Annotated in this window: 7 protein-coding genes; all 7 read right to left on the bottom strand. The window is 64.9% G+C overall.

The window, feature by feature from the left end:
- Position 1: 1 nt before the first annotated feature.
- Positions 2–1,078, bottom strand: a complete 1,077-nt coding sequence (locus J3B00_RS19860) for an autotransporter domain-containing protein (protein ID WP_209870701.1) — start codon at positions 1,076–1,078, stop codon at positions 2–4.
- Between the two features lie 604 nt (positions 1,079–1,682).
- Entirely contained in the window at positions 1,683–3,836 is a 2,154-nt protein-coding gene (glgX, locus tag J3B00_RS19855; protein ID WP_209870698.1) for a glycogen debranching protein GlgX, read from the bottom strand.
- Between the two features lie 188 nt (positions 3,837–4,024).
- On the bottom strand, positions 4,025–4,309 hold the full coding sequence (locus J3B00_RS19850) for a DUF2934 domain-containing protein (RefSeq protein ID WP_209870693.1): 285 nt from the start codon (positions 4,307–4,309) through the stop codon (positions 4,025–4,027).
- A gap of 14 nt (positions 4,310–4,323) precedes the next feature.
- Entirely contained in the window at positions 4,324–7,098 is a 2,775-nt protein-coding gene (locus J3B00_RS19845) for a malto-oligosyltrehalose synthase (RefSeq protein ID WP_209870689.1), read from the bottom strand.
- On the bottom strand, positions 7,095–9,164 hold the full coding sequence (malQ, locus tag J3B00_RS19840) for a 4-alpha-glucanotransferase (protein WP_209870685.1): 2,070 nt from the start codon (positions 9,162–9,164) through the stop codon (positions 7,095–7,097). The genes J3B00_RS19845 and malQ overlap by 4 nt, the downstream gene beginning before the upstream one ends.
- Positions 9,161–10,930 carry a malto-oligosyltrehalose trehalohydrolase gene (gene treZ, locus J3B00_RS19835; protein WP_209870681.1) on the bottom strand — a complete coding sequence of 590 codons (1,770 nt, stop codon included), beginning with the start codon at positions 10,928–10,930 and terminating at the stop codon, positions 9,161–9,163. Before treZ ends, malQ begins: the two co-directional genes overlap by 4 nt.
- Before the next feature lie 14 nt (positions 10,931–10,944).
- Positions 10,945–12,504 carry a glycogen synthase GlgA gene (gene glgA / locus J3B00_RS19830; protein ID WP_209870678.1) on the bottom strand — a complete coding sequence of 520 codons (1,560 nt, stop codon included), beginning with the start codon at positions 12,502–12,504 and terminating at the stop codon, positions 10,945–10,947.
- Positions 12,505–12,986 lie beyond the last annotated feature (482 nt).

The raw sequence follows: 12,986 nt of genomic DNA, 5'->3' as shown, positions 1-12,986 counted from the left end.
GCTACCAGCGCATCTTCACACCCAAGCTGCCAATCAGCCCATTGAGGTCATTGCCATCCATATCACTGCTGTAGTCAGCACTGATAAACAGCGCCATGCTCGGCGTCACCCGTGCCACCAGCCCCAAACCCAATTCCACCGTGGTTGACTGGCGCGAGCTGGAAATCTTGTCGACCTGGTCCAGCTGTACGCCCTCGGAGTTCTTGAAGTCGTACCAGACGTTGGTCCGCACGTAGGGTTCGACCGGCATCCCCCGCACCTCATAGCGCCCGCTCAACTTGGCACCGACCCGTCCGCTCCAGCTCGGCTGGCTGTCGAACGCCTGCAGGGTGGTTTCCTGCACCTGGCTGCCCGGGAAGAACTGCTGGTTGATCAACTGCGCCTGCGGCTCGATCACCCAGCCACCGCCCAAGCCAATCGGGTAACCGCCTTCCAGCGAGAAGGTCATTGCATGGCCGCTGTCGTCCAGGCGCTGGCCGCTCTCGCTGCGCCCGCTGACGTCGATGCGCGTGCCCATGGCCACCGCATCCAGGTGCCAGCCCTGTTCATGGCTCATGCTCCAGTACACGCCCAGGCTTTCACCGCTGAGGTTGACTGCATTGCGCTGCTTGTCGCCGAGCAACGGCCGCATGCCGTTGAACGAGGTCTGCAGGTTGTTGTGGCCGACGAACACCCCGGCCCGGTGCACATTGCCCGCTGCCGATTCGCGCACAAACAGGTCTGGGCCGATCATCAGCTGTTGGCTGGGCGCTTCGAGCTGGTTGGGCGGCTGCGCGCCGGTGTGTGGCATGCCCGGGAAAAACTGCGCCCACTGGCTGGCGATCAGTTCCGGTGCCGGCTGCCCGTGGCGTCTGCTCATCTGCTCGGAAAACACGCTCAGCGTGTTCAGGCCCAAGCCGCTGGCGCTGACCGGTTCGAGGGTCAGCTGGGCCATCGCCGGCTGCCGCAGGAAGTTGGCGAACGGCTCTTCCTCCTGCAGTTCGAACGCAAAAGTTTCCACCGGGGTTGCCAAGAGCAGCGACGTGGAAACCGCGTAGAGAACATGATCGAGGCGCAAGGCGCGCGCAGTTCTTTTCATGGCGGTTCTCCTTTGTTTTTTGAGGTGCAGCCAAGGGACCTGGCCTGATGTCACGAGCTGTACGACAAAAACAGAGGGCGACCCAAACCAGCACGGAGAGCCTTTTCGAGCGCGCACGAAGACGCGAGCTAGAGGCCCTGCGCGAAAATTTTACTGCTGGTAGTCATCTCAGCTAAGGAGACCAGAGCGCCCGCGTCAAGAAACTGCGGGTGGTTGCCAAGAGCCTTGGCTTAGGCGCTAACTGGTTGAATTGACGGAGGAAAGCGCGGGGTATATCGAGGATCGTTATTTGCCATCAACTGGCTATGCCGAATCATTGCTAGAGCATGCTTCGATCCACAGCCAACGTGCTGCGACCGCCCCCAGTCTTAGGCCGATCATACTCTTTGAGATTTGGTCTGGCTTGAGTAAGCCGGGGCTGCTTTGCAGCCCTTTCGCGACACAAGGCCGCTCCCACAGGTACTGCGCAGTTGAGGCGTGCGCAGTACCTGTGGGAGCGGCCTTGTGTCGCGAAAGGGGCGCGCAGCGCCCCCGGTATTGCTGGCCTCCATGAGAAAATCTGGAGGTAACGCAAAGATCTTGAAGGGCTGGCTCTTATCCAGGCTCAGTCCTCTTCATGCTGCAACACCATCAACAGGAACGAGCGCCCGGTCACCTCGAACTGCGTGTCGAATTCCAGCCGCTGCGGTTTGCGCAATTGCGGTCGGTCGGTGTCGACCAGGCAGCTCCAGTATTCGCCTTCAGGCACCGCTGGCAGGTGGAACGGCACCACGTCGTGGTGGGCATTGACGATCAGCAGCACGGTTGCCTCGGCGCCTGGCCGAGCGATACCGCTGACCTGTGCGCGACCATCGATGAGCATGCCCAGGCAGCGGCCGTGCGGATCCTCCCACTGCTCGACATTCATTTCAGCGCCATCGGGCGCCAGCCAGGTAACGTCCTTGACCCCGATCGCCTCGTTGTAATCGCCGACTAGAAAGCGCGAGCGGCGCAGCACCGGGTACTTCAGGCGCAAGCGGTTCAGGCGCTTGACGAAGCCCAGCAGTTCCTTGCCGTCGTCGTCCAGCTCCCAGTTGATCCAGCCGATCTCGCTGTCCTGGCAGTAGGCGTTGTTGTTGCCGTGCTGAGTGCGGCTGAACTCGTCACCGGCAACAATCATCGGCGTGCCCTGGGCAAGCAGCAGGGTGGCGAAGAAGTTGCGCATCTGGCGCATGCGCAGGGCATTGATCTCAGGGTCTTCAGTGGGGCCTTCGGCGCCGCAGTTCCACGACAGGTTGTTGTCGGTGCCGTCCTGATTGTTCTCGTCGTTGTCTTCGTTGTGCTTGTCGTTGTACGAGACCAGGTCGCGCAGGGTGAAACCGTCGTGGGCGGTGATGAAGTTGACCGACGCATAGGGGCGCCGACCGCGGTTGTTGAACATGTCGCCCGAGGCGGTCATGCGCGCGGCAAAGTCGGCCAGCTGGCCTTCGTCGCCTTTCCAGAAGCTGCGCACGGTGTCGCGGAAACGGTCGTTCCATTCGGCCCAGCCCGGGGCGAAGTTGCCCACCTGGTAACCACCGGGGCCACAGTCCCACGGTTCGGCGATCAGCTTGACCTGGCTCAGCAGAGGGTCCTGGCGGCAGGCGACGAGGAAGCTGTGACGCTCGTCAAAGCCATCGTGGTAGCGCCCGAGAATGGTCGCCAGGTCGAAGCGGAAGCCGTCCACGCGCATCTCGCCGGCCCAGTAGCGCAGCGAGTCGGTAACCAGCTGGAGCACGCACGGATGGCTCAGGTCGAGGGTGTTGCCGGTGCCGGAATCGTTGATGTAGTAGCGTTTGTCATCGGGCATCAGCCGGTAGTACGAGGCGTTGTCGATGCCGCGCATGGACAGCGTCGGGCCTTGCTCGTTGCCCTCGGCGGTGTGGTTGTAGACCACGTCGAGAATCACCTCAAGGCCTGCGTCATGCAGGTGCGCGACCATCTCCTTGAACTCGGCGATCTTGCCGCTGGCGAGGTACTGCGGATGCGGCGCAAAGAACGCGATGCTGTTGTAGCCCCAATAATTGTTCAGGCCCTTCTGCAGCAGGTGCTGGTCGTTGACGAAGGCGTGGATCGGCAGCAGTTCGATCGAAGAGACGCCGAGGTCTTTGATGTGCTTGAGCAGTTCGTCATTGGCCAGGCCGGCGAAGGTGCCACGCAGTTTTTCCGGTACCGCCGGATGGCGCATGCTGATGCCACGGGTGTGCGCTTCATAGAGGATGGTGCGCTCCCAGGGCGTCTGCACGCGCTGGTCGCGGCCCCAGGTGAAGGCCGGGTCGATGACCTTGCATTTGGGCACGAACGGCGCGCTGTCGCGCTCATCGAACGACAGGTCGCCATCGGGGTGACCGATGGTGTAGCCGAACAACGCCTCCGACCATTGCAGGGTGCCTACCAACTGCTTGGCGTAGGGGTCGATCAGCAGCTTGTTGGGGTTGAAGCGGTGACCGTTTTCCGGCTCATAGGGGCCGTACACCCGGTAGCCGTAGACCAGCCCTGGGTGCGCGTCGGGGAGGTAGCCGTGGTAGATCTCGTCGGTGTATTCGGGGAGCTCGATGCGTTCGAGTTCGTGCTCGCCGGTGGAGTCGAACAGGCACAGCTCGACCTTGGTTGCGTTGGCCGAGAACAGGGCAAAGTTGACGCCCAGGCCGTCCCAGGTGGCGCCGAGGGGGAAGGGCATGCCTTCGCGAATGCGCGAGGGGGCGACGGAGCGGGTTTTCTTTGGGGTGCGGGGGCTCATGGCAGTCCTCGATGGCCAGGGGAAGGGGTGTTTGCGGGTTGAGCGGGTAATTCGGGGTGGCTGGTCCGGCCTCTTCGCGGGGCAAGTCGGATCGCCGCACAGCCGCTCCTACAGGGTCAGCGGCGTACACAGAACCTGTAGGAGCGGGCTTGCCCCGCGAAGAGGCCAGAACAGCCAACCAAAAATGCTCAGCCAGCAGCAGGCTTCTTGACCGCCCGAGGCTTCTTCGCCGGCGCCGGCTTATCAGCCGCCGCCGCAGCCTTTTTCGGTTGCGCCGCAGGCTTGGCCGGGGCATCAGCCTTGGGCTTGGCCGCGGCCTTCTTGCGCGGCGCTACCTTGGGCGCCAAAGCCTCGGCTTCGGCCAGCTTGCGGGCCATTGCCCAGTGGCGATCTTCCTGCCCCTCAGGTTTCCCTTCGGACTCCCAGATGTCATAGGCAAATTGGCGAATACGTTTTTCATCGACACTCATCATGACGCTCCTGATGCTCAAGATTGTTGTATCAACAGATTGACCGGAGACTCCGCCAGCACGGTGCTCAACAGCAGCTCTCTAGAAGGGCTGACCGCACGCCCGGCAAAAAGTCCAGTCCAGTTGGCAGACGACAAGGCAAACGGCACGATCAGCCGGGTATCGTCCCAGTTCTGTGCCGGGATCAAGGGTATCGAAGCGCTTCCCAGCAACGCGCTGGCCAGGCGTGGCACCACCACGATGGCGCGCTCGCCCTCGGCCGCGCGGGCAAAGGCCAGCACCTTGTCGGCATGCCGCCCCTGCACGTTCAGCGGCAGGTAGTCGCCACGCCGGAACAGGTCCGGGTAGGCCTGGCGGCAGTCCAGCACCTGGGCGATCAAGGCCTGCTTGATGCGCCCATCGCGCCAGTGTTCAAGCAAGGTTGCCAGCGGCGTGCTGTCGTCCAGGCTGGTCCGCCTCAGAGCGTAGTCCACCGGCCGCCGGTTGTCCGGATCGACCAGGCTGAAGTCCCAGTACTCGTTGCCCTGGTACAGGTCGGGTACGCCTGGCGAGGTCATCCGCAGCAGGCATTGCACCAGCCCGTTGAGCGCACCGGGGCAGGCCAGCTGGTGCGCGGCATCGGCCACGGACTTGCGCAGCTGCTGGTTCTCGGGATCCAGCAACAGACCATCGACATAGGCCGCTGCACGCTGTTCATAGGCCTCGTTGGGCGCGCTCCAGGCGCTGCGCAGCTTGGCTTCGCGCAGGGCCTTCTGCTGCCACTGGCGGATGCGTTCGGCGTACTGACGCAGCGCCGCCTGATCGTCCGGCTCTAGCGCCAACGGCCAGCTGCCAAGCAGCGTCTGCAACAGCATCAGTTCATCGCCGGGGCTCGGCGCCGGGCCGTCGTCGAGGGCCTCGCGCAGCGGTGCGGCAAGCTCGCGCCAGTGCTCGACGCGGCTGGCAAACCAGGGCCCGCGCTCACTCAGCACGGCCAAGCGGGCACGGCAATCTTCGCCGCGCTTGTGGTCGTGGGTGGCGGTGGCCAGGAGGTTGTCGGGGAAGTCGCGCAGGCGCCGCTGCGCCTCGTCATGAAACGCCTGCGGCGGGGCACTGAAGCGTTCGGCCTCAAAGCCGACGTCGTTGCGCGACAGCAGCCGGGCTGAGCGATAGAAGGCGGTGTCTTCGACGGCCTTGGCCGCGCTCGGTGCGGTCAGTTGCTGGAAGCGCACGCAGGCGTGGCGCAGGTGCTTGCGCGGCCGGCCGGGTGGCAACCGGCGCCAGGGCTCACCGCCAAGCCATTGCTCGAGCTGATCGAGCAGCGGCCAGTCGGCTTCGCTCAAGCTTGCCCGTGCGCCGAGCAGTGCCTGCTGGAAGAACCGTTCGTCTTCGGCCGGGCGGCCGAGGGCATTGATATAGGTGCGGTAAACCGGGTAGTGCTCGACGAGCGCCTGCAGCGCGCGGCGGATTGCGCCGAGGGTCAGGTCGCGGGTCATCAGGTCGTCGCGGGCCACCTGCAGCAGGGCCTGGGCCACCGATTCGCAGTCGCCGGCAAGGCTCGCGTTGAGCACCAGATGGCGCGCCTGACGGATCTCCTGCGCGTAATCAGGGCGTTCGCTGACGCTACTCCACAGTTCGCTAAGCGGCGCTTCGCCGGCCGGATCGTGCTGCAGCAGCGAGACCTGGTTCATGAACTCGTAACCGGTGGTGCCGTCAGTCAGCCAGTCCTGATGCAGGTGCTCATCGACGCCGAGAATCTTCTCCACGTAGATCGGGAAGTGCTCCACCGCAGCCTCCAGCGGCCGCCGGGCCTGCAGGCTGTCGACGCGCCGGCGCAACTTGCGGCAGTAGCCACGTGGGTCGGCCAGGCCGTCGATATGGTCGATGCGCAGGCCATCGACCAGGCCGCGTTCGATCAGCTCGAACAGCTTGGCGTGGGTCGCCTCGAACACCACCGCACGCTCGACGCGCAGGCCGCCCAGCTCGTTGATGTCGAAGAAGCGCCGCCAGTTGATGTCGTCGGCGGCCGTGCGCCAGCTGGCCAGTCGATAGGTCTGGCGTTCGAGCAGTTGATGCAGGCGCTCGAAGCCCGCCGCGCTGCGGCTGTCGAAGGCGGCCAGAGCGTCATCCAGGCTGGCTCCGGCATGAACCGTACGCGCCAGTTCGGCATGCAGGGGCAGGGCGTCGTTGAGCGGGTCGGCCGCTGCGTGCAGGCTGTTGAACTGCTGGGCCAGGGCGCGCAATTGCGGGTGCTGGCTGTGGCCGAGAATGCGCGGGTAGTCGAGCGGGCAGATCGGGAAGCGGTGCTCGTAGTGGGCGACTTCGAGCACCCCGGCTTCGCCATCGAACGTCAGCGGCAGCTCGCCGTTCTGCAAGGCTGCCCCGTAGTCGCTGCCCAGGAACGGCAGCAACAGTTGCCCGGCCAGCAACGGGTCGGCGGAGTGCCACTGGATGTCGAAAAACTCCGCATAAGGGCTGCGCCGCCCCCAGGCCAGCAGGCTCTGCCACCACGGATTATCGGCGCCGCCGACGGCCATGTGGTTGGACACGGTGTCGAGGATCAGCCCCATGCCGTGCTGGCGCAGGGCAGCTACCAGGCGCTCGAGTGCCGCTTCGCCGCCCAGCTCCGGGTTGACCCGGGTCGGGTCGACCACATCGTAGCCATGACGTGAGCCGGCGCGGGCCTTGAGCACCGGCGAAGCGTAGACGTGGCTGACGCCCAGCCGGGCAAAATAGGGCACCAGTGGCAGCGCATCATCAAGGGTGAAATCGCTGTGGAATTGCAGCCGCACGGTGGCGGTCAAGGGCTTCATCGGTCACGCTCCCAGGCTTGTTCGCGGGCCTGGGCGAGCAGCTCCAGGCGCCGTGCAGCATCGTCGTCGTCGAGCAGGTCGCGCACTGGCAAGGCAAAGCGCCGACGCCAGTTGGGATGGCCCTCGGTAGTACCGGGCAGGTTGGGCTGCTCGTCGAGGCCGAGCAGGTCTTCCAGCGGGATCAATACCAACGGTGCGCGAGTATGGCCGACGAAGCGGATCGCGGCGTCGATCACCTGCTCGTCATCGCTGAGGGTGCCGTAGCTGGACTCCAGTGTCCGCCGCAGGCCCTCGCGTTCCTTTTGCCGGTCTTGCCGCCACTGCAGCTCGGCAGGCGCATCGAGCAGGTGCAGGCGGTGGCTCCAGTCGATGTCGCGGCTCTCCAGCCAGCCGGCCAGCGGCGCCAGGTCGTGGGTGCCGGTGGTGGCCAGGGCGTGGTCCGGCCAGTCGAGGATGTGCTTGAAATGGCCGGTCGAATGCTGCTCGAAGGGCAGCACGCGCATGCCCAGCACGGCCTTGTCGGCGAGCACCTCGCGCAACCCTTCAGGCACCGTGCCGAGGTCTTCGCCGAGAATCACTGCCTGGTGGCGCACCGACTCCAGCGCCAACAGGCGCAGCAGGTCATCCAGCGGGTAGTACAGGTAGGCGCCCTCGCTGGGCTTGGCTCCGCGCGGGATCAGCCACAGCCGGCGCAGGCCCATCACATGGTCGATACGCAGGCCGCCGGCGTGCGCCAGGTTAGCCCGCAGCATCTCGATAAAGGCGCGGTAGCCGTTGCGCTTGAGGCCTTCGGGCGAAAACGCACTGATGCCCCAGTCTTGTCCGGAGCGGTTGAGAATATCGGGCGGGGCGCCCACCGTGAGCGTCGACAACAGCTCATCCTGGCGGCTCCAGGCCTGGCTGCCGGCGCCATCGGCACCCACTGCCAAGTCAGCGATCAGGCCCACCGCCATGCCGTTGCCGCGCGCCGCTTCCTGGGCGCGTTGCAGGCTGCGTTCGGTCAGCCATTGGCAGAAGGCGTGATATTCCACCCACGAGGGGTGCTCGACGGCAAAGGCTTCTACCTCGGGATGATAGGGGTCGTGCCAGGCTTCCGGCCAGTTGCGCCAGTCGGCACCGAGGCCGCGCTGCATGGCTTCGTACTGCAGCACCTCAAAGCGGCAGTGGTGCTCCAGGGCCTGGCCGCCGGCCATGCGGAAACTGTCGAAGTCATCGCGCAGCGGGTGGTTGCCCTGGCTGAAGTCTTTGTACAGGGCCTTGAGCAGACGTTGTCGGGCGTCGGCGGCGCGTGGCCAGTCGACCAGAGCTTGCTGCTCGAGCTCATCGAGGGTCGGTTGCAGTTCGCAGGTCTCGATCGCCAGACGCACTGCACGTTCACCAAGCACAGCGGCGGGGCTGGCATAGAGGCTGTTGAGCAGCAGACGGCTGGAGGGCGAGTAAGGGCTGTAGTGACGCTGGTCGGCGGCAGACAGGGCGTGGATCGGGCTGATCGCCAAGGCATCGGCGCCGCGTTCGGCGGCACTGCGCGCCAGTTGCTCGAGGGCCAGGCAGTCGCCATAGCCACCGTCGCCGGGTCGGCGCAGGCTGTACAGCTGCGCCGACAGGCCCCAGCAGCGCGCCGGTGGCTCCTCGACGGCATCTTCCAGGGCATGGCAGCGTAACGGGGCGACGGCAACGCAGAAGCTGCGCCCGTCGATGTCCAGTTGGTGGTAACCCAGCGGCAGCTTGCCAGGCAGGCACGCCTGGTCATCCAGGGTCAGTTCCAGCGGGTCGCCGTTTTCCAGCTCACAGCAGACCGGGCTGCCGGCAGCAAAGTAGCGTGCGAGGTCCAGCGGTTGCTCGATGTCGACGGTCAGCAGCGGTGGCAGGTGCTCGCTGTCTTCGACCTCCTCGAGCGCCTGCAGGCAGGCGCTGATGGCGGCGTCGTCGTCGGCCGGATGGCCAAGGCCGGCAAGCACGTTGCGCAGTACTTGATCACTGACCTGCTGCGGGCGATTGTTGGCGTCGATCCAGTCTCGGGCCAAGCCGGCACGGGCGGCCAGACGGTGCAGAGGCGTTTCGCTCATGTAGGCTCCTGGCCAGGGGGAAGCAGGCTGACCACGCAGGTGTGCGCGGCCAGGGTGGCGTCGGTATGGGCGTTGTCGCTGCTGTCGAACAGGCGGTAGGAGGCCGGTGGCAGTTTCACGGGCTGGGCATCGGCGCCGAGGTTGAGGTCGATGCGCAGCTCACTGCCATTGCCCAGTCGCCAGCGTGCGCTGAGGGCCTTGTCGCCCAGCACCTGCGCGCCGAGCGCACGGCTCCCCGGCAGGTGCGGCACGACATGCCGCCGGCGCAGTTCGAGCAGTTGCTGATAGAGGCCGTGCCAGCCGGCCAGTACCTCCTGGCGGCAGGGGCGCGAGGCATCGAAGGTTGCGGCAGCGTTGGGGTCGGGGATCTGTGCGCGCTGCTCGGGGTCGGCGAAGGCGGCGAAGTGGGCGAACTCGCCGCGCCGGCCTTCACGCACGGCGTCGGCCAACTCGTCATGGAAGTCGGTGAAAAACAGGAACGGCTTGCAGCTGCCGTCATCGTCACCCATGAACAGCAGCGGGATCATCGGCGACAGCAGCAACAGGCCGGTGGCGGCGCGCAACGCTTGCGGCGAGCAGAGTCGGCTGAGGCGCTCGCCGAGGGCGCGGTTGCCGATCTGGTCGTGGTTCTGCAAGAACAGCACGAAGGCACTTGGCGGCAGATGGCCGCTGGGTTCGCCGCGCGGCTGGCCGTGCCGGTCGGGTTCGCCCTGGAAGACGAAACCCTCGCCCAGGCAGCGTGCTAGTTGCTCGATCGGGCGGTCTTTGTAGTCTTGGTAATAGCCTTCGGTTTCACCGGTGAGCAGAACGTGCAGGGCGTTGTGGCCGTCGTCGTTCCACTGGGCATCGAAGCCCTGTTCAAGGAGGCTGGCCTGGTTGTGTTCGTTTTCCAGAACCAGCCAGATCTGCCGGTTGGACTCTTCGCGGGGCAAGCGCGGGCCCACAGTAACGGCTTTGCGCACCCTCTGCGCCAACTCCAGCAAAAAGTCAGGCTGGTCGATGGCGTGCACTGCATCCAGCCGCAGCCCATCGCAGCGGTAGTCGCACAGCCACATCAAGGCGTTCTGGATGAAGTACTCACGCACCTCGGGCCGGCGAAAATCAATCGCTGCCCCCCATGGGGTCTGGCGGTCTTCGCGGAAAAACGGGCTGGCATACTGATGGAGGAAATTGCCGTCAGGGCCGAAGTGGTTGTAGACCACGTCGACCATCACCATCAGCCCGTGGCCATGCGCCTGGTCGATCAATGCACACAGCTGCTGCGGGCTGCCATAGGTAAACTGCGGGGCAAACGGCAGCACGCCGTCATAGCCCCAGTTGCGTTCACCCGGAAACTGCCCGAGTGGCATCAGCTCGATGGCCGTGACGCCCAGTTCGGCCAGCCGCGCCAACTGCCCGGCAACGCCGGCATAGCCATCCAGTACACCGACATGCAGCTCCTGGATCACCGCCTCGTGCCAGGGCCTACCCTGCCATGGGTGCAGCCACGGATAACGCGACAGGTCGACCACCTGGCTGGGGCCGTGCACACCTTCAGGCTGGTAGCGCGAGGCCGGGTCGGCAACGCTGAATTCGTCATTGATACGGAAACGGTAGCGACTGCCCGCCTGACACGGGGCGACGGCGGTAAACCAGCCGTCGCCGTCAGGCAGCAGTTCGAGGTCGGGTAGGTGTTCCAATTGCAAGCTCACGCTGCGCGCATCCGGCGCCCAGAGGGCGAAGCGCGCCGACGTGGCGTCCAGCAAGTGTGCGCCATGCCTGTGCATCTTCAACTCCTCAATCAGTAGTGGCCGAGCTGAACCTGTTTGACCAAGTCCTCGTAGAGGTGGGCGTAGGGTTCCACCGCTTGGCACCAGTTGAAAGGTTGGGTCATGGACAGGCAGCGCATGGCGTGCAGCAGGTCCTTTTTGGCATAGACATAGAAGGCCCGACTGAGCGCTTCGCGGTAGCTCTCTACGCTGGATTCGTCGAACAGGAAGCCAGTCACGCCGTTCTCGATGGTGTCGGCCAGGCCGCCGGTATTACGCGCCACCGGCAGTGAGCCGAAGCGCTGTGCGTACATCTGGCTGAGGCCGCACGGCTCGTAGCGCGATGGCATGAGGAGGAAATCGCTGCCCGCGAACATGCGTCGGGCGTCGGTTTCGTTGAAGCCGATGCGCACGCCGATCCGGCCCGGGTGACGCAGGGCCAGCTCGCGCATGGCTTGCTCTTCTTCCGGCTCGCCGCGGCCGATGATCGCGATCTGGCCGCCTTGCTCGACGATGTAGTCGGCAACGCCCAGGGTCAGGTCGAGGCCCTTCTGGTAGACCAGCCGCGAGACCACGGCAAACAGCGGCCCGCTGGACGGCTCCAGCGCGAACAGCTCGCGCACTTGCTCGGTGTTGCGCGCCTTGCCGTCCCAGTCGTTGATGCTGAAGTTGTGGTGCAGGTGCTTGTCGGTGGCCGAGTCCCAGCTCTCGTCGATGCCATTCGGGATGCCGCCGAGCAGGCCTTGCTGGGCCTTGCTGGCGAGGAAACCATCCAGGCCACAGCCAAATTCCGAGGTAGTGATCTCCTTGGCGTAGGTGGCGCTCACGGTGGTGATGTGACTGGAGTAGGCCAACCCGGCCTTGAGGAACGACAGCTTGCCGTAGAACTCCATGCCTTCCTGCTGCATGGCGTGCGCGGGAATGGCCAGCTCCGGGCTGCAGGCGCGGCTATAGACGCCCTGGTAGGCGAGGTTGTGAATGGTGAACAGGGTCGGGGTGCTCAGGCCGCGCCAGTGCATGTAGGCCGGGGCCAGGCCCGCGGGCCAGTCATGGGCGTGGACCAGGTCGGGTTTCCAGTGCGCCATGCCTTCGCCTGCGGCGATCTCGGCTGCGGCCAGGCCCAGGCGGGCGAAGCGGATATGGTTGTCGGGCCAGTCGCGACCATTGTTGGCGCCATAGGGGGTGCCTTCGCGCTCATACAGTTCAGGGCAGATCAGCACGTAGATGACCAGGCCGTCTGCCAGGTCCATACGGCCCAGCTTGCACGGTGGCAGCGCTGCATGGCCGCCGAGTTCACCGACGATATGGATCGGGTTGTCGCTGTCGATCACCTGCGGGTAACCGGGGATCAGCACACGCACATCATGCAGGTGAGCCAGGGCACGGGGCAGGGCGGCCGACACATCGCCGAGGCCGCCGGTCTTGACCAGGTCGGCGATTTCCGACGTCACGAAGAGGACTTTGCGCTTGTTCGGGTTGTTCTGGCGCTGGGCGCCGGGTGCCTTGGCTGTCGTGGCGAAGTCCGGCTTGAGCGGCTCGCGGTTGTCCGGTTTGAATGACTCTACGTGTGGCTCGACAGCGGCACTGATCATACTTCTCTCCGTCCCTATTCTTAGCCGGGTGACTGGCACCCGCTGCAATGTTTCGTGTTGAGTCTCTCTTTATTCGGTACTGGTAACGCTATCCATGCCCAGGGTCGTGCGCGCACGCACTGCGCGGTCGGCATTCCTGCCGAAGGCGGGGTGACGGATTGGGGTAGGTGCCGTAGCTGGGAGATCCCGTTGCGCTGGCCTTACTTATTCCTGACCCGCCGCTGATTTGGAAAGTTCGACTTATTTTGCGTCGGTATTTTCCAGAGCAAATGGCGGGCCGAAACCTGAGTGTAGGAGACAAGCGGTCATAACGGTGACCCGTTGGTCACTTTCGTAATGCGGCGTAGTAGACGCAAACGTTGGCGTCTGCGCTGGCGCTGAAAAGGGGCCGAAGGGGTGATGATACGCGGGCACTTTTGCGGTGCGGTGGGGGGTGTTTGCTTGCCTCATTGGGAGGCGGACGGTGTTGGATGCACTGAAAT

Origin of the sequence: Pseudomonas sp. BP8, assembly GCF_017875955.1 — a bacterium.
Taxonomy (GTDB): Bacteria; Pseudomonadota; Gammaproteobacteria; order Pseudomonadales; family Pseudomonadaceae; genus Aquipseudomonas.
This window is presented reverse-complemented; position numbering and strand designations above follow the sequence as displayed.

Coding starts and splice junctions, on each gene's coding strand:
- J3B00_RS19860 (WP_209870701.1), bottom strand. CDS start 1,078: ATGAAAAGAACTGCGCGCGCCTTGCGCCTCGATCATGTTCTCTACGCG.
- glgX (WP_209870698.1), bottom strand. CDS start 3,836: ATGAGCCCCCGCACCCCAAAGAAAACCCGCTCCGTCGCCCCCTCGCGC.
- J3B00_RS19850 (WP_209870693.1), bottom strand. CDS start 4,309: ATGATGAGTGTCGATGAAAAACGTATTCGCCAATTTGCCTATGACATC.
- J3B00_RS19845 (WP_209870689.1), bottom strand. CDS start 7,098: ATGAAGCCCTTGACCGCCACCGTGCGGCTGCAATTCCACAGCGATTTC.
- malQ (WP_209870685.1), bottom strand. CDS start 9,164: ATGAGCGAAACGCCTCTGCACCGTCTGGCCGCCCGTGCCGGCTTGGCC.
- treZ (WP_209870681.1), bottom strand. CDS start 10,930: ATGCACAGGCATGGCGCACACTTGCTGGACGCCACGTCGGCGCGCTTC.
- glgA (WP_209870678.1), bottom strand. CDS start 12,504: ATGATCAGTGCCGCTGTCGAGCCACACGTAGAGTCATTCAAACCGGAC.